General features: G+C 42.4%; 14 protein-coding genes and 3 pseudogenes. 14 read left to right on the top strand and 3 right to left on the bottom strand.

The features are described from left to right. Nucleotides 1–113: 113 nt before the first annotated feature. The 4 genes and pseudogenes from GKD17_RS09535 to GKD17_RS23850 all read left to right on the top strand — a co-directional run. Nucleotides 114–3,416: a SusC/RagA family TonB-linked outer membrane protein gene (locus tag GKD17_RS09535; protein ID WP_007838659.1), complete on the top strand. Its 3,303-nt coding sequence runs from the start codon at nucleotides 114–116 to the stop codon at nucleotides 3,414–3,416. A gap of 13 nt (nucleotides 3,417–3,429) precedes the next feature. Continuing rightward, complete coding sequence (locus tag GKD17_RS09530; protein ID WP_007838658.1) at nucleotides 3,430–5,484, top strand: RagB/SusD family nutrient uptake outer membrane protein; 2,055 nt, start codon at nucleotides 3,430–3,432, stop codon at nucleotides 5,482–5,484. A 126-nt stretch (nucleotides 5,485–5,610) separates the two neighbouring features. After that, a pseudogene (locus GKD17_RS09525) lies at nucleotides 5,611–6,424 on the top strand (tagaturonate reductase); the annotation flags it as partial. After that, a pseudogene (locus GKD17_RS23850) lies at nucleotides 6,415–7,208 on the top strand (glucuronate isomerase); the annotation flags it as partial. The pseudogenes GKD17_RS09525 and GKD17_RS23850, both read left to right, overlap by 10 nt. 73 nt (nucleotides 7,209–7,281) lie before the next feature. Here GKD17_RS23850 and GKD17_RS09515 read toward each other — a convergent pair. Continuing rightward, nucleotides 7,282–8,709 carry an alpha-d-galacturonidase gene (locus GKD17_RS09515; protein WP_007838651.1) on the bottom strand — a complete coding sequence of 476 codons (1,428 nt, stop codon included), beginning with the start codon at nucleotides 8,707–8,709 and terminating at the stop codon, nucleotides 7,282–7,284. A 302-nt stretch (nucleotides 8,710–9,011) separates the two neighbouring features. Between GKD17_RS09515 and GKD17_RS09510 the strand changes: the two genes are divergently transcribed. The 9 genes and pseudogenes from GKD17_RS09510 to GKD17_RS09470 all read left to right on the top strand — a co-directional run bounded on the left by GKD17_RS09510 (nucleotide 9,012) and on the right by GKD17_RS09470 (nucleotide 20,165). After that, the gene (locus GKD17_RS09510) at nucleotides 9,012–11,018 is read left to right on the top strand and encodes a DUF4978 domain-containing protein (protein WP_007838650.1); all 2,007 of its coding nucleotides are present in this window, start codon (nucleotides 9,012–9,014) and stop codon (nucleotides 11,016–11,018) included. 35 nt (nucleotides 11,019–11,053) lie between these two features. Further along, nucleotides 11,054–13,408: a sugar-binding domain-containing protein gene (locus GKD17_RS09505; RefSeq protein WP_007838649.1), complete on the top strand. Its 2,355-nt coding sequence runs from the start codon at nucleotides 11,054–11,056 to the stop codon at nucleotides 13,406–13,408. A 193-nt stretch (nucleotides 13,409–13,601) separates the two neighbouring features. Further along, nucleotides 13,602–14,624, top strand: a pseudogene (locus tag GKD17_RS09500) (IS982 family transposase). Between the two features lie 94 nt (nucleotides 14,625–14,718). Beyond that, the gene (locus GKD17_RS09495) at nucleotides 14,719–17,025 is read left to right on the top strand and encodes an ATP-binding protein (protein WP_032936580.1); all 2,307 of its coding nucleotides are present in this window, start codon (nucleotides 14,719–14,721) and stop codon (nucleotides 17,023–17,025) included. Further along, the gene (locus GKD17_RS09490) at nucleotides 17,000–18,313 is read left to right on the top strand and encodes a sigma-54-dependent transcriptional regulator (protein ID WP_007838643.1); all 1,314 of its coding nucleotides are present in this window, start codon (nucleotides 17,000–17,002) and stop codon (nucleotides 18,311–18,313) included. The genes GKD17_RS09495 and GKD17_RS09490 overlap by 26 nt, the downstream gene beginning before the upstream one ends. Before the next feature lie 283 nt (nucleotides 18,314–18,596). Next, nucleotides 18,597–19,013 carry a hypothetical protein gene (locus tag GKD17_RS09485; RefSeq protein WP_007838642.1) on the top strand — a complete coding sequence of 139 codons (417 nt, stop codon included), beginning with the start codon at nucleotides 18,597–18,599 and terminating at the stop codon, nucleotides 19,011–19,013. A 215-nt stretch (nucleotides 19,014–19,228) separates the two neighbouring features. Next, nucleotides 19,229–19,561 (top strand): helix-turn-helix domain-containing protein, encoded by a 333-nt coding sequence (locus GKD17_RS09480; RefSeq protein ID WP_007838641.1) that lies wholly within the window; start codon nucleotides 19,229–19,231, stop codon nucleotides 19,559–19,561. Nucleotides 19,562–19,563: 2 nt separating this feature from the next. Further along, entirely contained in the window at nucleotides 19,564–19,857 is a 294-nt protein-coding gene (locus GKD17_RS09475; protein ID WP_007838640.1) for a helix-turn-helix domain-containing protein, read from the top strand. Then, the gene (locus tag GKD17_RS09470; protein WP_007838639.1) at nucleotides 19,854–20,165 is read left to right on the top strand and encodes a helix-turn-helix domain-containing protein; all 312 of its coding nucleotides are present in this window, start codon (nucleotides 19,854–19,856) and stop codon (nucleotides 20,163–20,165) included. Before GKD17_RS09475 ends, GKD17_RS09470 begins: the two co-directional genes overlap by 4 nt. Before the next feature lie 64 nt (nucleotides 20,166–20,229). Here GKD17_RS09470 and GKD17_RS09465 read toward each other — a convergent pair whose 3' ends face one another. Together GKD17_RS09465 and GKD17_RS09460 are read right to left on the bottom strand one after the other, a co-directional pair. After that, a complete protein-coding gene (locus tag GKD17_RS09465) occupies nucleotides 20,230–21,537 on the bottom strand; it encodes a site-specific integrase (RefSeq protein ID WP_007838638.1) in 1,308 nt (435 codons plus the stop codon). Nucleotides 21,538–21,559: 22 nt separating this feature from the next. Further along, nucleotides 21,560–22,783, bottom strand: coding sequence for a site-specific integrase (locus tag GKD17_RS09460; RefSeq protein ID WP_007838637.1), 1,224 nt, complete (start codon nucleotides 22,781–22,783; stop codon nucleotides 21,560–21,562). A 430-nt stretch (nucleotides 22,784–23,213) separates the two neighbouring features. On the opposite strand from GKD17_RS09460, the gene GKD17_RS09455 reads away from it, so the two are divergent. Further along, nucleotides 23,214–23,762: a hypothetical protein gene (locus tag GKD17_RS09455; RefSeq protein ID WP_007838635.1), complete on the top strand. Its 549-nt coding sequence runs from the start codon at nucleotides 23,214–23,216 to the stop codon at nucleotides 23,760–23,762. The last annotated feature ends 36 nt before the right edge of the window (nucleotides 23,763–23,798 follow it).

Raw genomic sequence — 23,798 nt, 5'->3', positions numbered from 1 at the left:
ATTTAGCAAACAGGCGGTCTTTGACGGAATACAGGCGGTCTTACTGAATGTGAACCTTTATTTTTGCACTGTGCAATTACTAAAAATTACACTAAATAAATTAAATTAAAAACATGAGAAACATGAATTACACATTGAAAAACAATCACGCTTCACCCAGAAATGTGAAAACAGGTGGAGGTGGGTTATGGAAGAAGATATCCTTCCTGATGCTCTGTTTGTTGGTAACTGTTCAAATAACGGCCCAGCATAGGCCTGTTTCAGGAGCAGTTATTGACGGAAATGGCGAACCGATTATTGGCGCCAATGTAATTGAAGTTGGTACCTCCAATGGAGTTATTACCGATATAAATGGTAACTATTCCTTGTCGGTTTCCTCATCCAATGCGAAACTACAGGTATCCTACATCGGGTACATCACCCAGGAATCGACGGTAAAAGGAAGTATCCTTAATTTCACGTTGAAAGAAGACACACAAACACTGGACGAGGTGGTTGTTGTGGGGTTTGGTACTCAAAAGAAAGTAAATCTTACTGGAGCAGTGGGTATAGCCACAGCTAAAGAAATTGAATCACGTCCGGTAACATCGGCTACCCAGGCATTGCAAGGATTAGTACCAGGTCTGAAAATTGCAACAAACTCTGGGCAGCTGGAAAAAGATATGAGTATATCTGTGCGTGGAACAGGTACTATCGATGACGGTTCAAAAGGTTCACCCCTTATACTAATAGATGGTATGGAAGGTGACATCAATACTATTAATCCACAGGATATCGAAAATATCTCCGTTTTGAAAGATGCCGCCGCCTCGTCCATTTACGGTTCGCGTGCACCTTTCGGAGTTATACTAGTAACTACAAAGAAAGGATCGAAAGGGAAAATGTCGGTTAACTACAACAATAGCTTTCGTATCAGTAGTCCTATGAACCTGCCTAAAGGAATGGATTCGTACACCTTTGCCAACATGATGAACGAAGCTGCACGTAATCAGGGAGTTAATCCTGATTATACAGATGAAGTAATGCAAAAAATGTTGGATTACCAATCGGGAAAGCTACAATATGGATTGGATGCTGTTGCTGATGGCTCGAAATGGGAAGACCGTTGGACCAAAGGTTACGCCAATACCGACATCTGGGATGCAATGTATAAAGATCAGGTTTTCTCACAAGAGCACAATATAAGCTTACAAGGTGGTACCAGTAAAGTCACCTATTATGCATCTTTCAACATTCTGGACCAAGGTGGCTTACTAAATTTCGGAAAAGAATCAATGACCCGCTACAATGTCAATGCAAAGATAAGCACTCAGATTACCAATTGGCTTAAATTCAACTATAGTCAGCGCTTCACCCGTCGGGATGAAATCAGACCTACGTCTTTTTATGGGGATGACAATGATACAAATAGTTTTTGGGGAAATCTGGGACGTACGAACTGGCCTAATATGCCCATATATGATAGAAACGGGCATATTAATCACGATCAGATCCGTCAGTTAGTAGAAGGCGGTGAACGAACTGTGCAACGTGATCGTAACTACTACCAAGGCTCGTTTATTATAGAACCGATAAAAAATTGGGTTACAAATATAGAGTTAAATTATAGTATTAATGAGATTAGCACCAAAGCGTCTACTACCGAATATTATAATTACAATCCGGAAGGAGAAAAAATCGTAACTAATAATATCCACTCCCGGTTGAAAGAAAACGACCAAAAGGAAAACTACTGGGGATTGAATATCTACAGTACTTACAATCACACTTTTGCTGAAAAGCATAACTTCAAAATCATGGGAGGTTTTCAGGCAGAAGAATGGAATTATCACTATTTTGACGTAACCAAATACGGCTTAATCACTGAAGATCTATTAGAATTCGACTTAACATCTGGACTAGATGCAACGGGTAAAGAAATTGCCACCGAAGTAACTGGAAACAGCAAGGATTGGGCTACAGCCGGATTTTTTGGACGTTTGAATTACGATTATCAAGGTCGCTACCTGACCGAAGTCAACCTACGCTATGATGGTTCATCACGCTTCCGCCGTGGAAGTCGTTGGCAATGGTCCCCCTCCTTCTCATTAGGATGGAATATAGCACAGGAAAAATTCTTTGAACCCCTTAACAGTGTTGTGGATCAGCTGAAGCTTCGTTTCTCATACGGAGAGTTAGGGAATCAGAATACAACAAATTATTATCCAACGTATCGGAAGATGAAACTTGAAGCCGGAAAAGGTGACTGGATTCAGGGAGGAGTAAGGCCAAACACGGCTGAAGTGGAAGAATTGATTAGTTCTACGCTTACTTGGGAATCCGTGCGCTCGTATGATATTGGTTTGGATTTTGCTCTATTCAACAACCGTTTATCGGGTTCGTTCGACTATTTCAAACGCTATACCAAAGGTATGGTAGGCCCTGCACCACAGCTACCGGTAACCTTGGGGCTTAATCCTCCAAAGACTAATAACTGTGATTTACAGACACGTGGTTGGGAAGTATCACTCACCTGGCGAGATCGTTTGAACAACGGGTTAGGATATGGAATTACAGCTACACTTTCAGATCAAACAACTTACATTGATAGCTATCCGGGAAACAAAACCGGTTCTATTGATCAGTATATGAAAGGTAAGAAAATTGGGCTGATTTGGGGATATGAAACTATAGGTATTGCCAAATCGCAGGAAGAAATGGACACGCATCTAGCATCACTGCCAAAAGGTGGACAAAACGATCTTGGTACACAATGGGCAGCCGGAGATATTATGTATAAAGACCGCAATGGAGACGGAAAAATCAGCGAAGGCTCACGTACTTGGGAAGATCATGGTGATTTAAAAATCCTAGGCGACAAAAACCCGCATTATTTTTATGGTATCGACCTAACTGCCGATTGGAAAGGGATCGACCTTCGGTGCTTCTTGCAAGGAGTAATGCAACAGGACTTCTGGCCAGGGGGCTCATCATATTTTTGGGGTGTTCTTGGAGGAAAGAGTAAATGGCATACTATCGGACTGGAAGAACATAACGATTATTTTCGTGCTAACCCTGTGGGTCTGGTTGGGTATGAGATTCCTGCTAATCTGGATTCATATTATCCTCGTCCTATTTTTTCATCAAGTTCGGATGGAACATCCTATGGGGCAAAAAACCAGAAAACACAATCACGCTACATGCAGAATGCTGGTTATTTACGTCTAAAGAACTTACAAATAGGCTATACATTACCCTCAACCTGGATGCAGAAAGTCGGCATGTCTAAATGCCGTATTTATGTTTCAGGCGAAAACCTACTGACATTCACTTCATTATCAAGCATTTTCGATCCAGAAACTTGTACCGGAGGGTGGTATGGCAATGCCTATCCGCTATCAAGAACATGGTCATTCGGCTTAAGTATAACACTTTAATATCTATCAACAAATGAAAAAGTATATTCAGATTATAATCATTGTGCTGGTAACTACTATTTTCGCATCGTGCGAAGACTTTCTTGACCGAGAACCGTTAGCCAACCTATCGCCAGAAACATATTTCACAGATGTAACCCACCTTCAAGCATATGCAGATAAATATTATGTAGATATATTCCCTAGCGTATCTGGAAACTCTTACGGGATTTATGGCAAAGACGATGGAACAGATAATCAGATTTCGGCCACTCCTCCAAACCGATTCACTGAAGGAGAATGGAGAGTGCCGCAAAAAGAAGATGATGATAAAATTTCCATAAATTGGTCTTTCAAAACTATCTATAGGCTGAACTTCTTTTTTGCCAATGTATTACCTAAATATGGTGATGATATAAACGGTACGAAAAACACAATTACCGGAAATTTACCAGATATTAAGCATTATATTGGTGAAATGTATTTCCTGAGAGCACTGGAATATTTTAACCGCTATCAGAAATTTGGCGATTTCCCAATCATCGAAGAACCACTTGAAGACGATATGGCCATACTGACAGAAGCGAGCAGACGTTTCCCACGTAACGAAGTAGCCCGCTTTATTCTTTCTGATCTAGACAAAGCGGCCGAATACATGAAAGATAAGGAAATGGCAACAACCCGTATAAATCGAGATGTAGCATTGCTGTTAAAATCGCGTGTTGCTTTATTTGAAGGAACGTGGTTGAAGTATTTCAAGGGAACGGCCTTTGTGCCTAAAGGTGAAGGATGGCCAGGGAAATCTAAGGATTATAATGCTAATTATCAATTCCCAAGCGGAAGTATTGATAACGAAATCGATTGGTTTCTGGAGCAAGCGATGAATGCATCTAAAGAAGTCGCGGAATTATATAAAGGTAACCTGACTCAAAATACGGGAATATTGCCACAAACAAAGGATGAATTGAAAGCATTAAACCCTTATTTCGCCATGTTCTCAAGCGACGATCTTTCAGGAGTAAAAGAGGTATTGTTGTGGAGACAATATGTGCAAGGATTAGGTAGCGGACATGATCTAGGACTATCAACCAATCAGGGAAATCACGGTATAGGTGTAACTCGTGGTTATGTACAAAACTTTCTGATGTCCGACGGAACTCCTGTTTATACACATGGAACATATGCTCATGGAGACGGCTATTATAGAGGGGATGGAGAGATAGCCAATGTACGTATTAACAGAGACTCCCGTTTATCCTTATTCTTGAAAGAACCCGGACAACTTTATTGCATCGAAACAAGTGTAAGCATCCCGACCAACGCATGGAAAGATGAGCCTTACCCTAAAATCACTGAAGGAGCGGGACAATATCAGTATACCACTGGTTATGCATTACGCAAAGGTGGGAAATGGGATAGCAAATACCTTGTACAGAATAAAGATTACTCTTCGTTCCCTATCTATCGGGCAGCAGAAGCCTTGCTTAATTATATGGAGGCCAGTTATGAAAAGAATAGTACTCTGGACGCTACTGCACGTGAATACTGGCAACTCCTGCGGCGCCGCGCACTGGTAAGTGACGATATTGACAAAACTATCGCAGCTACCGATATGAGTAAAGAGGCGGAAAACGACTGGGGAGCTTATTCGGCAAATAATATACTGGCAGACGCGACATTATATAATATCCGTCGGGAACGCCGCAGTGAATACATCTCAGAAGGTCTACGCTACATGGATCTATGTCGTTGGAGAGCTATGGATCAGTTAATCACCAAGCCCTACATTCCTGAAGGAATACATTTGTGGAATACACCTATGGAAAATTGGTATAATAATTTGATTGGCGATGGTTCATCAAAAGCAAATGTGTCATCCAAAGAAGATAGTGAATACCTACGTCCATTAAGAAAAACTACATCACAAGCAGGGTACAACGGTTTTACCTGGAAAATGGCTCACTACCTACATCCTATACGGATAGATCAGTTATTAGTTACTTCACCGGACGGACAATCGCCGGAAAGTTCATCCATTTATCAAAATCCCTACTGGCCAACAGAGGCAAATCAACCAGCAGAAAAATAAATGTGCATGTTGGATTTCCAGGATAGAATTTTTAAGGTTGATTAGGTAGGTGCTTCCTCTCCTTTCGGAGAGGAAGCGCTATTATTTATAAATTATTTAACGGGATTTTTTATATAGAAATAGAATATGAAGGAATTAAGTAAAAAAACAGTAAAACGAATAATACGTCCCGAACGTATTATTCAATTTGGATAAGGAAATTTTCTACGTGCTTTTGCAGACTGGATGATAGGAGAAATGAACCGATTAACAGACCTCAATAGCAGTGTAGTTGTGGTACAACCCATAGAACAGGGTATGGTAGACCTGTTGAATAAGCAGGATTGTTTGTATCATGTAAACCTTTAGGGGCTGGAAAAAGGAGAAAAAGTAAACAGCCTAAAAATGATCGATGTGATTAGCCGGGCATTAAATCCCTATCAGGATTTTGATGCATACCTTAAACTGGCTGAACAACCGGAAATGCGGTTTGTGATTTCCAACACTACGGAGGCTGGCATTGTATTCGATCCTAAATGTAATTTAGATGATAAACCGGCTTCCTCTTATCCAGGGAAACTGACTCAGTTACTCTATCACCGTTTTAAAACATTCAATGGCGATAAAGCAAAAGGTCTTATCATCCTTCCCTGCGAATTAGTATTCCATAACGGTCAGAGGCTGAAAGAAGCTATCTCTCAATATATCGACTTATGGGAGTTAGGCGATGAATTTGAAGACTGGTTAAATGAAGCATGTCCGGTATATTCCACGTTGGTTGACCGGATCGTTCCGAGTTTTCCAAAAAAAAGAGATTGATGCCATTAAAGAAAAATTGCAATATAACGACAATCTGGTAGTACAGGCTGAGGTCTTTCATTTGTGGGTTATTGAAGGTCCCGCTTCATTGGCAGAAGAGTTTCCTGCCGATAAAGCCGGTTTAAATGTGCTTTTCGTTCCTATGTGGAAACTTTATCGAAGGTAAGTGATATAAAGGTCAGTCCTTTCGATGATAGCAGCCTTCGCTGTCGATATGATTTTTGCCGACAATGGTTGTCGGCTTTCTGATCACGGTATTGAAGAGTTCTATGCTGAGGGCTATACTGATGATGAAATTAAGTCTATTTCCAATAAGGTGTATGGAAGAAAAATCCTTAAATTCAAATCAGCAATGTTGACTATTTTCAGGGAAATAGATCGGGAAAAAGGCTGGGTACAACGTCTCATTATGGGGCAATACGTAACAATAACACCCGCATGTTTAAGAAACTTGGCCCGGATACAGGCTTTGATTCTATTGGCGAATTCAATACCGCAAAGTTGCTGTCTCGCTTCCTTGATCATCTCAATAACAATGCAAACTAACAAAAACAATTCTCTATAATCTGAATCCGTATGCCAACGAAGTGATTGCTACTATGCTTGGAAATTTTTAGGATGGAATAACCCCTGGTAAGATTCAATTCAGTTCCGGCTGGTGGTTTCTCGATCAGAAAAATGGGATGGGAAAACAAATGAATGCTCTATCATTACTTGGTCTTTTGAGTCGTTTTGTCGGAATGTTGATCGATTCTCGGGGTTTCCTTTCTTATCCGCGTCATGAATATTTCCGACGTACACTCTGTAATCTTCTGGGCAATGATATAGAAAATGGTGAGCTTCCGGCAAGTGAACTGCCTTTTATCGCTCAAGTGATTGAAAATATTAGTTATTACAACACAAAGAATTATTTCCAATTCAAATAAGTACTAACTCTCTGAGAACAAAAATAGGAGGAACGCTTACCGCTCCTCCTATTTGATTTATAATGTATTTAATTTATTTATTCTTCAAAAATCTGTCAAGTTCTTTAAGCGCATCGGCATTCTGTTCATCGAAAGTAATATTTTCTGCTACGATATTTTCCACATTCTCTACATGCTTCAGACTATCTACCAATACACCGACATGGATGTTCCTTAATTCTATATCTTTTACCGGTAATTTATGATCACCTTTTAAATCGTAAATCATCTTAGCCGACTTACAATCGATATCAATCATATGAATATTTTCAATACGTGTGATACGTTCTTCATAGGTAGGAACCAATGTCCTCCATTGGTATAATACGTTCATGTCTATTTCCATGACACGTAATGTAGCTCCGGTTTTTATTTTCTCCATATATACATTTTCGACAAATGCACCACGACGATGGTTCGTTTTAATGAAGAATAATCGGTGTACATTGTTAGGAGCCTCACAATCGTGCATGTAAATATTACGAACGCCGCCCGAAATTTCACTACCGACTCCCAATAAAGTTTGTCCGGCTAAAACCAAACAATTACGTACTACAATATTTTCCGTTGGTGTGTTCAATCTCCATGCATCTTGATTACGTCCCGATTTAATAACAACAGCATCGTCCCCCTGTTCAAATACACAGTCTTCAATAAGGAAATTGCGTGTCATCTCCAAATCAATACCATCATTATTGTGCCCCATCGCTTTAACATTCAGATTACGAGCGATACCACCGTCTACCAGATACATGTGGATTGTCCAAAATGGACTTTCTTCGATATGGAAACCGTCAAGTAAAACATTTTTGCAACGATTGAATTGAATGAGATGTGGACGAAGATTATTTTCACCTTTAGCCATCTGACGTTGCTCAACAGGCACATCCGTCGATGCCATTGTATAGAGTTCTTTCAATGCTTCCATATGTGCCGGAGGGCGTTTGAACCATACTTTCCACAATCCCATGTGTGGTTTTAATAACCCTTTTCCGGTTATAGCAATGTTTTCACACTCAAATGCATAAAGGAGAGGTGAATAGTTATAACATTCCATACCTTCCCATGACGTCATCACTGCGGGTAAGTAGTCTGCCGGATCATCAGTGAAACGAACAATTGCATTTTCCGCTAAATGAAGGTTTACATTACTTTTGAAATGGATAGATCCCGTAAGCCATTCCCCTGCCGGAATTACAACACGCCCGCCTCCAGCTTTATTGCATGCATCAATTGCTTTAGCAATAGCTTCGGTGTTTTTTTGTTTTCCTCCTTCGACAGCACCATAGTCTACAATCGAAAAGTCTCTTTCAGGAAATATGCATTCCTTAATAGGCTCCATTGGAAAAGGAGCTTGCACTTGCACCGACTTAAAGGTAACCCCTTGCGTATTACAAGAAGAAAATAAGATACAAGAAAGGATTACAAGGTATAAGTGATATACCAATAACTTTTTTTTCATGATAATTTTAAATTTAATTTATAGTAATTCCATTTGTTACCATTAGACTTTATATGCATGCAAATATATGAGGTGTATAGCAAATCAGAGGTAACAGATTCATCATATAGCGATTCATATTATGCAAAGGGTAAAAATATACGGAAATTCTACAACCCGACGAATTTATTCCCCCTAAATGCTTAATATGTGGCTGTCGGTATAGTACAATCCAACTACTTTTGCACAGAAACTCAATTTTGTGGCTATACTTAAGAATATACTGAATTCGTAATATCAGAAACATACATATTTGATATAAAATGAAAAGTAAAGAAAGAAAAAACATTTGGAGCCAACGCATGCTATTCGTCATGTTGATTATGGTTATGGCAGGACCATCGGTTTTTGCTCAAAAAGGTAAAAAGAAACAGTTAAAAAACCAACATGTCATCTCTTATGTAGATACCAGTCTGGACGGTTCTCAGAAATATGTACTTCGTGTAGATGGAAAACCTTTCTACATGACAAATGTACAAGTAAGAATGGATTTAATGCGTCATTCCGAAAAATGGCCAGCAAAGGCACGTGAAGAAATGATTGCTGCTTTAGCTTCTGATGGATTCAACACAGTATCCATTCCGGTACACTGGTATGAAGTTGAGCCGGAGAAAGACCGATTCGATTGGACCATTCTGGACGAATACCTCTCTCTGATGAATAAATATAATATGAAAATGGAAATGCTTTGGTTTGGGACAAACAGTGGAGGCCATGTACAGTGGTTGAGTCGTTCGAAAACAGAACCGGTGCATCTACGCACTCCTGACTATGTACTCTATGCACCCTCCTATGGTGCTCCTAACTGGTCTGACCGAAAAGTAGAAGGTTTCAGTGAAACGGCAAGTGAATTTACTATTCGTGAAACACCTTATTCCATGGATTTGGAAGATAATCGACTGCGAGATAGGGAGACATATGTGCTGGGAGCGGTCATGGCGCATATTGCCGAATGGGATAAAAACAACGGTACCAAACATCCGTTAATTGGGGTACAGATCGGGAATGAAGTAACAGGAATGCACAAACCTTATAGTAATGAAACGGTTAATTCATACTTGAGTCATGTTGCCAGTGCAGTTAAAAACTCTGATTATGTGGTGTGGACACGTACCAACTGCGTATTCTGGGAAATATATCCTCGTGTATTCGAAAACGAAAGATTACGTAATACACCCGAAGGCACAAACATCGATTTTGTAGGGATTGACACATATAGTCATCATTTCCCGTCGTCCGAATCATTCATCACCAGCATGCGAAGCAATGTTCCCTATGATGGTAAAAACTACCGTATGATTATGGAAACAAACTCGGAACGTCCGTATTCCGCACAAATGCACCTAGCGGCACTTTCTGGTAACAATGCATTCAATTATTACGATGCTTCGGGGCTATATATTCGAGAAGGTAATGGTGTGAAAGTAAATGCTGCCCATATAGAAGATGTGCGTTTAGTAAATAAAATATTAAGAAGTGCTCCAACCGACATTGCTCTCAATGCTAACGGGTACGGACTGTTTGTTCACAACTGGAAGGGTACCGATTCAGATTTATCAGTAAGCAATGAAGGGATAGGATTTACACCTTCATATCCAACTTCACAAGGTATTAGTATCATCCGTAGTAAAAATGAAATTCTGTTGATGAGTACCAAAGGTGGTGCATTCACCATTCCGGCCGGAATTAAAATTACTGAGGCTACCTATGGTCGGTTCAACGATGAAAACCAATGGGACGTCGAGGGGAAGATGGATTTCAACACATCCGAAAATAGGCAACCAATTGTTTTAGAAATTGGAAAAGGAACGACCATTCGTCTTGTGTGTGATAATACCGGAAAAATTGATGCTAAAACTTATCAAGCCGAATTTGCTGATGCATGTGTTGCCGGGAAAATATTATCTGAAGATGAAGGAATAGGTTTTGCAGGTAACGGTTACGTCAAGTTTCCTTCAGTAAGAGGAGCATATGTCCAATTCAATCATGTTGATGGTCAATCCGGCGGAGAGAGAACCATTCGTATCCGGTATTCGTATGGTGGTGATAAAGAGCCGAAGCTTATTATTAGAGTAAATGGAGAGCAATCCATAGTGCGATTGAAACCCACAGGTTCGTATAATAATTACCAATATGCCACATTGAAAGTAAACCTGAAAAGTGGAACAAACAATGAGGTCAGAGTGGAATCGGATAGTAACGTGACGCGCATTAATCGTGCAGCTTATTACTTGAGCGATTGTCACATTGATGAGATGCAGGTCTATTGATTTGTATTATTGGAACATCCATAAATAAGCTAAGTATGAAATATATTATATTAGGGGTAATGCTCCTTTGCATGAATCATGTAACAGCGCAAGATAAAGTCCGATTAAAAGAAAAATTCGACTTCGACTGGAAGTTCATTCTGGACGACAAGAAAGAATATGCACAAAAGAGCTTTATTGATACTCATTGGGAAAATATACAAGTTCCTCACGATTGGAGTATAAAATTAAAGTTCGACAAATCAGTAGGTGGAGCATCTGCCTTCATCCCCGGAGGTATAGGATGGTATAGGAAGAGTTTCACAGTTCCTACATCTTATCAAGATAAAAAGGTATCAATTCTATTTGATGGTATTATGCATCAAAGCGATGTTTATATAAACGGACATCACCTTGGATTTCATCCTTACGGATATAGTAGCATTGAGTACGATTTAACACCATATCTGAAATTCAATGAAGAAAACGTTATTGCTGTGCGTGTAGACCGTACCGGAAAAAGTGCCCGTTGGTACACCGGCTCGGGTATCTACCGCCATGTGTGGTTACAAGTAGTCAATCCGATACATGTGTCCACCTATGGAACATATATTACCACTCCTTCCGTTTCAATTGAAAAAGCTGATGTAAAGATTGTAACTACCTTAAAAAATGATGATGTAAAAGAACAAAATGTGAGTGTTTCTCATCGTGTTTTGAACACATCAGGCAAGGAAATAGCAAAAAGTAAGGTGGGAAAAATTATACTGAACAGAAACGATTCAACAAACATAGAGCAATCATTCTCTCTCTCGAAACCTGAACTTTGGTCAATTGAGACGCCTGTTCTATACACGATGGAAACAACAGTAAAAGTCGGGAATAAAGTAGTCGATGTTTATGCCACACCTTTTGGTGTCCGTACAATTAAGTTCGATAAAGACAAAGGTTTTTTTCTAAATGGTAAACATATAAAATTAAAAGGTCTGTGTTTACATCAGGATGCCGGTAGTATGGGGGTCGCTGTCCCCGACAAGGTAGATGAACGGCGGTTGAAAATCCTAAAAGAATATGGTTGTAATGCCATACGCTGTGCTCATAATCAGCCGACACCAGAATTTCTGGATATGTGCGATCGTATGGGGTTTGTTGTAATTGACGAAGCATTCGATAAATGGAGATCAGGTTATTATGAGAAACATTATGATGAATGGTGGAAGAAAGATCTTGGTAATATGATTATCCGGGATCGAAATCACCCGTCTATTATCCTGTGGAGTTATGGAAATGAAGTGGCGGAAGCTTGCTGGGATGATTTGTCAGTCACAGTTCCTCGTGCTAAAATGATGCAGGAATTTGTACAAAAATTAGAACCTACCCGTCCTGCAACAATGGCAGTTCAAAATAAACATAAAACAGAATTTGCAGGAGTAGCTGAAGTGATTGGTTACAATTATCTTGAGGCTCGTATGCTTTCAGAAAAGAAAGAATATTCGGAACGCATTTGTCTTGTATCCGAAGAATTACCCTATTTTAGTGGTGAAGAAGGGAACTTCCGCAGTTATACTCCTTATAACCCCTGGAATATTGTAGCGGAAAATGATTTTATTGCCGGAGGCTTTATCTGGTCTGGCGTTGATTATCTTGGCGAAGCTGTATGGCCCAGCAAAGGTTGGCCTAATGGGCTGTTCGATGTATGTATGAACGAAAAACCCCGTGCTATTTATCATCGTGCAATGTGGAATGACAAACCGGTAGTAGGATTATCCGTTATTGATGCATCGTTAGACTTAGACCCGGGACGTGACCTATGGCAATGGCTAAGAATGGCTTCGCATTGGAATTTTCCCGATAGTTATATCGGGCAGATTATGGAACTACGAACAACAACTAACTGTGAGAGTGTAGAACTTTTTTACAATGATAAATCGATGGGTAGGCAAAAGACCGCTGACTTTACCAACAATACCATTATTTGGTATTTGCCATACAATCCCGGCAAATTGGAAGCAAAGGGTTATAATGGAGATAAAGAAGTTGCTTCTTATTCTATTGTAACAACAAAAGCGACGTCAAAAGCCGTTATCATTCCCGACCGTACCATTCTAAGGGCTGATGGAGAAGATATTTGTCATATTGCTATTCACCTTGAAGATGAAGATGGCAACCTTGTACAAACTGATGACCGTAAATTGACTGTTACTGTAGATGGAGAAGGGAAATTTCTCGCTCTTGATAATGGTGATGTGCGTCGATTGAAACACGATAGATTCTGGACTAAAGAACTAGACACATATTTTGGTAAAGCGTTGATTGTGGTACAATCAACTCGCAAAGCAGGAAAAATGAAGATAAATATTCAGATGGAAGGACGTAATGAGCCTTACGTGGTGGAAATCGTAAGTAGATAAACATTACTTATCCTTTCAGAAATTCAACCACACCTATTGCTAATTGAGGAGTATGCGTAGGTGTGGTTGTGTATTTATTATATATGAATTTACTATGCGAAAATAAATGTTACCACTACACTGCCAACCCATACCAGCTACTCCAAAATATGCTATTTTTTCTAACCCGTTGACAGAATTAAAACGTAAAAAAATGTATAGAAAGTTGTACGTATTATTAATATTTAGCAAATTAGAAGTGACCAAACTATTGATTTACAATCATCGTATGTACAGCCTATATACAATATTCGCAAAATTTCTTGACATATATAAGCCAGTATCCGGTAATTTAGTCAATGAATCAGGAAATGTACCAAGAAGAGGAGTTGTTTCCGGATTCTCAGACCTTGAAGTTGTAGCATTGAATATGGCCTCAGAAGCTATCGGTATTGATAGTGAGTCATTACTGTTTGCAAAATTGCAGGAGTGTAGAAATAGAATACCCAATCTTATATCCCGCAGGCAATACAATGACCGACGTAAAATCACTTCATCCTTGTGTAATAAACTGCGTGATAGAATGGCTGATGAGATAGATGGAGGTGAAGGCTGTTTCTGCATTGATTCAAAGCCTATAGAAGTATGCCGTCCGTCTCGTTCCAAACGTTGCAGCATGGGGAAGAAGGATTTTGAAAAGGCACCGTCAATCGGTTACTGCGCATCGCAAGGAATGTATTATTACGGATATAACCTGCATGTAGTCTGTGGGTTAAGTGGAGTCATCCACTCCTTTGACCTTACCAAGGTAAGCGTACATGATATTCATTACCTAAAGGATGTAAAGATTGACTACAGTAATTGCACATTAATTGGTGGCAGAGGATATATAAGCACACAGGTATAATTGGATTTGTTTGAGACAGCCCATATCAGGCTGGAAGTGCCATACAGAGCCAACCAGAAAGACCGGAAAGCGACATTTCCGACTTTCATGAAAGCCAGGAAAGGGATAGAGACACTATTTTCACAACTTTGTGACTAATTCATGATTACGAGAAATTACGCAAAAGGCACTGACAGATTGTTTACTCGGATTATCGGGAAGGTTAGCGTACTTACAATCTTGCAATATATTAACTATAAAAATGGCACACCCATTGGCAGAGTTAAATATACGCTAATTCAATTCCGCCAACGGGTTGTATTTATTATTTATTTAAGTTCTTCTCTTTAATACAAAATGATTATAAGAAACTCACATGCGAATCGTGCATAGAGTTAGTTTTAATTGTGAAATAAATACAGATAAGAATAATGCAATCATTAAAATGAAATTACTACTTCAACATAGAATACTTTTAGGCTACATTATATTGATAGCAGTCATTGGAAGTATGGCTGCTATCATGTTCCATGAGCGAAACAGAGTTGATAAGATTGAAGAGGATATGATTGAGATTCGTGAGGCAAATCAAACCATAAACGCGGCCCACCGGCATATTACAGTCCTTGCCACTTTGGGAGAATCTGCCATTACATGGGACGAGGAAGATTACAAAAGGTATCGGTTGCGACGGCAGAAAGTTGATAGCCTTTTATTGTCTCTACAGGGAAACTATAAAGAATTTACTCCGTCCGAACCTATTGACACGCTCCGTCTTTTATTGGCAAATAAAGAAAAACATCTGTTCAATACCATGCAGGCATTCCAACGGCAGGACAGTCTGTTGCAGGAACAAGAGCCTGCCATTGTTGAGCAGGCAAAAGGAGTCCGCTCTGTCACCCGTAAGAAGAAAGGCATTGCAGGATTCTTTGGAGCCAAGGAAACCATACAGGTTCCACTTCCTTCCAACCCGCTTCATTCCTTGAATGAGCAGCTGATCTCGCGCCAGCAGCAGATAAATAATTATACGGACAGCCTGCGCATTCAAAACAGGGAGTTAAACCGTAAACTATATGCATTGATTCAATATTTGGACGAGCAGTCACAGAAGGCGTTTCTGAGCAAGGAGTCGCATGTTAAGGAATCATACGAACGCTCGGTAGTAATCGTGACCGGGTTGATTGTAAGTGCCATCATCCTTCTAATAATATCTTATTTGATTATCCAACGTGATATCCGGGAAAAGGAGAAAAACCGTAAGCGGTTGGAAGATACAATAAAGCAGAATATCTCATTGCTGGAAATGCGTAAAAATATTATCCTGACCATATCACATGATATTCGTGCCCCGTTGAACGTCATAGGTGGCAGCGCCGAGCTGGCAATGGATACCCGCGATAAGAAACGCAGGGACAACCATCTGAACAATATAAAAATAGTATGCCGACATATTACTCACCTGCTTAACAACCTGTTGGATGTATATCGCCTGAACGAGGCCAAGGAAACACGGAACGATGTCCCTTTCAACCTGGATGACTTGTTGGGGCGTACCGTTTCCGGTTTCTCCCATATAGTAAACAACAAAGGCATTCTGTTTGATCATCAATTCGATAATACCGGTGTAAAACTTCTCGGTGATATGGACCGCATCGCACAAATCGTAGACAACCTGTTGACTAATGCCGTCAAGTTTACAGAATCCGGCACAATCAGCTTCAATGCCCGTTATGGTGATGGACACTTATACTTAGAGGTAAAGGATACCGGAATAGGCATGAATGAAATCATGTTATCTCGTATATTTCGTCCGTTTGAACGGCTTGCGTCCGAAACGAATACCGACGGTTTTGGATTGGGGCTGCCGATAACGAAAGGACTCGTTGACTTGCTTGGCGGAACAATAACAGTTTCAAGCAAAGCCGGTAGTGGCAGTACTTTCTGTGTAACCTTGCCCTTGCCTACGACGGATAAGTTGATAGAAGATGAAAACATTATATCCCCACACTCCGATAATCTTCCTCAAAACATTTTGGTCATTGACGATGATCCGATGCTTTTGAATATAGTAAAAGAAATGCTGGAACGTAACGGGGTCAATTGTAAAACCTGCGCTACCGCTAAGGAAGTGGTAAAGGCGATGCGTAACCAAGACTATGACCTATTGTTGTCGGACATACAAATGCCGGGTACAAACGGATTTGATTTGCTGGCCCTGTTGCGCAACTCGAATATAGGCAACTCCCACACGATACCCGTTATCGCCATGACAGCACGTGGAGACAGGGACAAGGAGGCCTTCCTGAATACAGGCTTCACCGATTGTATCTATAAGCCATTCTCATCCTCGGAACTGCTCAGCCTTATTTCCGCCATAAAAAAGCAACAAGCGGATGAAAAGCCGGGAATTGATTTCAGCACCATGCTGTCAGAAGCCAGCGATGGCATGACGCTGCTTCGTTCTTTCGTTGCCCAATCGGAAAAAGACCGGGAGGAACTCGAAAGTGCAATGAAAAGCAACGACCGGATGAAAATGCGTGAAGCGGCACACCGTATGCAACCGTCGTGGGACTTGTTGCATACAGGCGATAGGCTAATGGCATACCGCACCTTATTGAAGGACGGCACGCAAGACGACGGTGCGATCAAAGAACAGACCCGGCAGATTATAAATTATACCTCCACGCTTATCGCGGAAGCGGAGGAAGAAATAAAAAGGCAAATGAATGAAACGGAAGATACTGATAGTTGAAGACAACATGAGCCTGTCGCAAATGCAAAAGGACTGGTTCTCCCAGGCCGGCTATGACGTAATGACAGCCATGAGCGAGCCGATAGCCCGCGCATTGATACGCAAGACGCAATTCGACCTGATATTGTCGGATGTGCGTTTGCCGGAAGGGGACGGAATCTCCCTTCTGAAATGGTTGCATAAAGAGAGAAAGGACATCCCGTTTATTATCACCACCGAATACGTATCCGTGCCGGATGTGGTATATACCATCAAACTGGGAGCCATGGATTACCTGCCCAAGCCTGTACACAGGGAACACCTGCTGGAACTGGCGGAGGAAGTGTTCCGTCCGATAGCCACGGTACGGAAGAAAGAGAAAACGCTGTTCCACCGCACAAGCCCCGGAATACTGCAAGTGGAGAAATTCGCCAGGCTGGTCGCTCCGTCCGACATGTCCGTGATGATACTCGGTGCCAACGGGACCGGAAAGGAATCGGTGGCGCAGACCATCCACTGCAACAGCGACCGCTGGAATACCCCTTTCATCGCGGTCAACTGCGGGGCATTGCCGCGTGGACTGGCCGCCTCCTTGTTTTTCGGTCACGAGAAAGGGGCGTTCACCGGTGCCGACACTGCCAAGAACGGCTATTTCGACATGGCGAAAGGCGGAACACTATTCCTGGATGAGATAGGTACCATGTCGTATGAGCTCCAATCCCTGTTGCTTCGGGTGTTACAAGAAAACACCTACACCCCGATAGGGAGCGGCAGGGAACGGACCGCGGACGTGAGGGTGATTGCCGCCACGAATGAGGACCTGCCAAAGGCCATTAAGGAAGGGCGGTTCAGGGAAGACCTGTACCACCGTTTGAATGAGTTTGAAATCAGGCAGCCTTCATTGGCGGAATGTCCGGAAGACATCCTGCCTTTGGCGGAGTTCTTCCGTGAGCGTTTCTCAAAGGAGTTGAAACGGGAAACGCGGGGATTCACGAATGATGCCAAACGGGAACTGCTCTCCTATTCATGGCCGGGCAACGTGCGCGAATTACAAAATAGAATCAAACGTGCCGTACTTGTCGCGGAGACACCGATGCTTGACGTGGACGGGGTGAATATCGGAATTCATCCGGATGAAGATGTCCCGACGGCATCTCCGGTTCTGCCCCTGAAAGATGAAGCCTTGGAGAAAGAGAGCATTATAAGGGCTCTCAAAGCCTGTAACGGACGCAGGGAACAGGCCGCCGCGTTGCTGAATATCAACCCGGCAACATTGTACAGGAAAATAAAGAAATACGGACTGAAATGAATTTGGCAATTGCAATTTGTGGAAATGTCACTGAATATGTGTACATTTGCAACCAAATAACGAAAGAGACGGTATATTGCCCATGAGGCAGTTGCCGACTATTATAACATAAGAGCGCAAGCTTCTCGGACAGAAATCTGGTAAATCGACGTTAAAGGAGAATGATTGCGTAATGCTTATGCTATGCTCCGGCATAGCGTGGTGTTACGTGTTCTCCTTTAGGCTTACCAGAGCCTCTGTCTGAGTGCGTGGCAACCACGCTTTTTCTTTTTAGACAGCGGGCATGGCGAGAATACAGGCAGTAACGGCGATGACACTGGACGGCTTTCTGCCGGACAACGACAATGTGTCAATGCAATGGGTGATAAACCATAAAAACGGTTTTCCCCGTTGGCGGGAACGCTGTTCCGCCTTTATATTGCCCCATTCCATCCTGGAACTGCTTTGTGAGAAAGACCGCAGGGACGATTCCTTCACCTACCTTGCCGAAATCCGTGACTTTGAATCATTGGAACTGCTCCGGGGGCTCTTTCATTATAATCTTGTCGATGAACTGATTGTTTACCTGCTGCCGTATTCCATCGGTCAAGGAATTTCCATACTGAACATTTACCCTGCCCAGCAATGGCAGTTGCATAAAACAGCCTCTTTTTCCAACGGCATCTGTCGTTTAATCTATCGCAAACCTCGCAAAAAGTAACTCGCATTTTGCGAAAAAGCCTTGCATCTTGCAAGATTTTATTTAACTCCGATTTTACCTTGATATTTTTTATTCCGTTGTATCTCAATGGAATACCTATGCCGTTCCGTGAAATCCGGTGACATTGGTACGCCGTTGGCCTATATCATTATATAACCTGTTGCGCGACAAGGTGTAACCAATCAATTATTTACACTAAAAAAACAGATTATAATATGATACAGATAGACCGTGAAACTTTCCAGGTGATGCTTCATCAGATTATGGAGAGGTTCGACAGGATAGACCGTACACTGGAACGGATGAACAAGCTGAAGGAGTGTCTGGAAGGCGACACGCTTTTGGACAACTACGACCTTTGCCAGCTGCTCGGCGTCACCAAACGCACGCTGGCGCGTTATCGCCAGAAAAGATACGTAACCTATTATATGATTGACGGGAGAACCTATTACAAGGCCTCCGAGGTGGAAGCCTTCCTCAATCAGAAGGGGAAAGCGTTGCCTGCAAAACTGAAAAAGCGGATGGATGTGCAACTCAAAAACGATTGATTATGGAAATAGTATGTATAGACAAACAGACGTTTGACGAACTGCGGGCACGTTTCTGTAAGTTGGAGGAAAAGATGGCAGGAGTATGCCGGCCGATGGAAGACTCCGGTTTGAAAAACTGGATCGACAACCAGGAGGTATGCGGGATATTGCGCATATCGAAAAAGACTCTTCAGGTGTACCGTGACAAGGGAATCCTGCCGTTCTCGCGTATCAAGCACAAGATTTTCTTCAAGCCGGAAGACGTGAAAAAATTGTTGGAATCGAATTATCACCCCTTAAAAAGAAAATCATGAGCTATCATTTCTTAGAGCGGAAAGACCCGCGTGTGGATGTCCTGTTTCAGGGACTTGAAAATATGGAACGGTTAATCGCAGCAATGGAGGATGCTCCAAAATCCGTATTTCATGGCGAACGCTTCCTCACGGATGAGGAACTCTCCAAAATACTGAGGGTCAGCAGGCGGACATTGCAGGAATACCGCACTCTCGGCGTGATCCCTTATTACCTTGTACAAGGCAAGGCTCTCTACAAGGAGTCTGATATCCAAAAAATATTGGAAGATGCCTATAAACGGTGCAGGGAAGATATGAGGTGGGTATAATAAAATGTGATAAAACGGAGAAACGGTTTGTCGATGGAATATGCGTTTCTCCGCTTTCTTATTTTCATGTAGTGCGTGCTATCCTTTTCCTGTTCTTTCCGACAGTGAAGTCTTCTTCACAAAGTTTGGCTGTTGCGTTGAACCCGTTTGCCTTCAAAACTTTCATATCCTCATCCACCTTCTTGTCCGTCACCTGCGCGTAAAGCTGTGTGGTGGAAATCGACATGTGTCCCATCATACGGCTGACCGTTTCTATCGGAACGCCGAGCGATAGCGTGACATGGGTCCCGAAATTATGCCGGGCTTGGTGGAAGGTCAAATCGAAACCGTACACATTCCCCAGTTCCCGTGTCAGCATGATAAAATATCCCCGGGCATAAAGATTGAACACCTTGTCCCCCTGTCGTTGGTCACGGTATTTCTCAATAATCCGCAAAGGTATATCCAGCAGGCGGACAGAGGAAGGCGTATCTGTCTTTTGCCGGCATATATGAATCCACCACGAACCGTCATCGGCTCGTGTGATATCACTCGTAGTCAGCCTTTTCAGGTCCGCGTAAGCCAGCCCCGTGAAAGTGGAGAAAATGAACATGTCCCTCACGAATTGCAGCTGCGGTTTCTCCACGGAAGTTTCCATAAGTTTTTTGAGGTCCTCCAGCTTCATGTGGCGGCTCTTCCGTCTTGGTAACGCGGGGTGGAGGCGACAATACGGGTCACGGCGAAGCGTTCCCTGACTGACAGCACGTCTAGTCATCTTCTTCAGTCTGTACAGATGTTCATGGACAGTTTTGGGCTTCATGCCGCAATCCTTGCAAAGGAAAAGTTCAAAGTCATCGTAAAAAGGCTTGTCAAGACTGCGCAAAGTGATATCTTCCACACCCTTTTTATCCTTTACAAAAGCGGCCAGATGCTTGTACGACCTCAGGTAAGAGGCGTGGGTCTCCTTGATCCGATCCGTCCCGATCCGTTTCTTGAACTCCTCGTTATGCTCCCTGAACAGCGCCAGCAGAGTGAGCGGTTTCTGGCCGATGCCCATTACGGCATTCTTCACCAGCTCCGCCGTGATGAATCCCAGACTGTTTTTAATCCTGTCGTAATGTCCGGTGATTTCTTTTGTCAATCCGTCTATGGCACGATTGACGATAACAGCATTCTCGCTGCGTCCATTGGCGCATCCCTTTTCCGGATTCCAGATGGAAGGATTGACGGACACTTTTGTGCCTATCTGTTCCCATTCGGCATCAATGCTCACTTTGCATAACAACTGGCAAGTCCCGTCCTTGCGTATTTTGGTACGGTTGATATAAAACAGTATCGCGAACGTGCTGCGATGCCTGATATTGCTTTCTGTATTTTCTGTTTTCTTTCTCATATCGTTGATTTTAAGTTGTTCTTCAAATGACTACGGAGAAGCGTTCAGCGATTCTCTCGTCCAGTATCCGTGTGTCGGCATTTATCTTGTCGTCAGTAACTTTGGCGTAAATCTGGGTCGTTTCAATCTGGCTGTGCCCCAGCATCTTGCTGACCGTTTCAAGAGGCACTCCATGCCCGAGCGTGATTTCCGTCGCGTAGGTATGCCTTCCGGCATGGAATACCAACGGACAGTCTATTTGGCAGAGCCGGGCGATATGTTTCAGGTTGTAATTCATCACGCTGTTGGAATACATCGGAAACAGCCTCCCGTCCGGTGCCGTGTCCCTGTATTTCTCTATGATGCACAATGGCAAATCCAGCAGGGGAATCTCAAATTCAATCCCCGTCTTCTTTCGAGAGCTTCTGATCCACCAGGTACCGTCGTCTGCAAGTGACAGATGCTCTTTCGAGAGAAGTCGCATGTCACCGTATGGGATACCGGTGTAGCATGAAAAAAGGAACATATCCCGTATCAGGTAGAGTTTTGGCTTATGGAGGGGCGTGGTCATAATCCGTTGCAGCTCCTCGGATGTGAGATACCTCTTTTTCTGTTTCGGACGCACGGGTTCATAGCCGGCAAACGGGTAAACGGTGATGATACCGTCTGCAATGGCTTCACCGACGATGATTTTCAGTTGCACGGTCAGGTTGATGATTGTCCCCGGTGCGAGATGGCAATCAGTCCGCAGATGTAAATCATAATCGTCTATGAAAGAACGGTTCAATGCCGAAAACGGGATGTCCGACAAGTTGTACTTTTCCAGCAGGAACCTCTCCACATGGTTGTAAGCATTGCGATAGCTTCGCAAACTGCCTTCGGTCCGGTTTACGCCCACCCGTTTTGCGAAGTTTTCGATAAACGTGCGGAAATAGCCCAATAGTGTTGCCTGTTCTCCCGCCATGCCCAGCAGCAGACTTTTGACATCCCCTGCTGTCACACCGTCCCGGACTGCTGACAGTTCCGCATAGACACCCAACGCCATTGCGCGTATCTCGTCCAGGCGGTTGTTGATTTCTTTTGCTTTTACGCTTTTGCCCGAAGCACGTCCGGAATGCCACATCGACTGCGGCACACGGAGCTTCGCGCTGAAAGCCGCCTCAGAATACTTGCCGACATTCAACCTTGCCATTACGGGACACATCCCGTCGGCATCCGCCTCGCTCTTTTTGAGGTAGAACGACACCTTTACATTCACTTGATTCATAACCCTTTAATTCGTTTACAAAATTACCGGATATCGGGCAAATGAACAGCATGACGAATATGGCGGAATATGGAAAGAAGCCCCATACAGCACTTGCAGAACGTATATTTTTCCCGTTGACGAAAAAAATGTTACCTTTGCAAAGGCAAAATATGAGTGGAACAGCGTTCTTTACGATGATGACAGGGATAATAAACAAGGAGAGAAAAAGGTCTTTTTCCGCACCTTTTGCAACTTCAAATCGGCAACGGATAAGTAGCAATTTATTCTCTTAACTCCTTCCGAACAGGTCAAAACCCCTCAGTGGACGAATATAGAGCAAACCTGCTTATCTCCCTTTATTTCCAACAGTTTGCATTATTCCAGCGAAATCCATCCGTATATGAGCGAGTTTCCATATATTTGTCCGGAACAAAAAAAATAACAGTATATGAAAAAGCTGGTTCTATCCATTTCTATGTTTCTGATTGCCGCTACTACCTTTGCGCAGTCCGAAGTGGTAACAGATAGTATTCCGCCCATTTCATTGGATGGTTACAAGAATTTTAACGGATTTATGCTGGATATGGGTTCCATGATTGTGGCCCCTCCCCCTCTGATAGCCCCGCAACTTTATTATCAGCCTTACAACAATAATACAATTGCGAATTACAATGAAATATTCCGTCCCAATATGAATATCATTTATGACAGAGGGTCTTACAACCATGTATTTACCCCCATGTATCCGGGAATGGGAATCTATGGATTCGGAACAATGTCAATGCCTCCTACCTTACAAAGTGCAACCTTTAAATTGAAAAACGGATTACACATAACCACATACGGTGAATATGACGCTGACGGGAACAAAGTACGAAATCCAAGCGCATTGCCTTGGGAAAGAAATAATTTCAATGGAGCTTTCGAAATGAAATCAGAAAATGGGAACTTCGGAATACGAATAGAAGTACAAAGAGGGAGAAACAATCCTTTTTAAATTATAAACTAAAAAATGGAAAAATGAAAAGCAGCC

Origin of the sequence: Phocaeicola dorei, assembly GCF_013009555.1 — a bacterium.
In the GTDB taxonomy this organism is placed as follows: Bacteria; Bacteroidota; Bacteroidia; order Bacteroidales; family Bacteroidaceae; genus Phocaeicola; species Phocaeicola dorei.
This window is presented reverse-complemented; position numbering and strand designations above follow the sequence as displayed.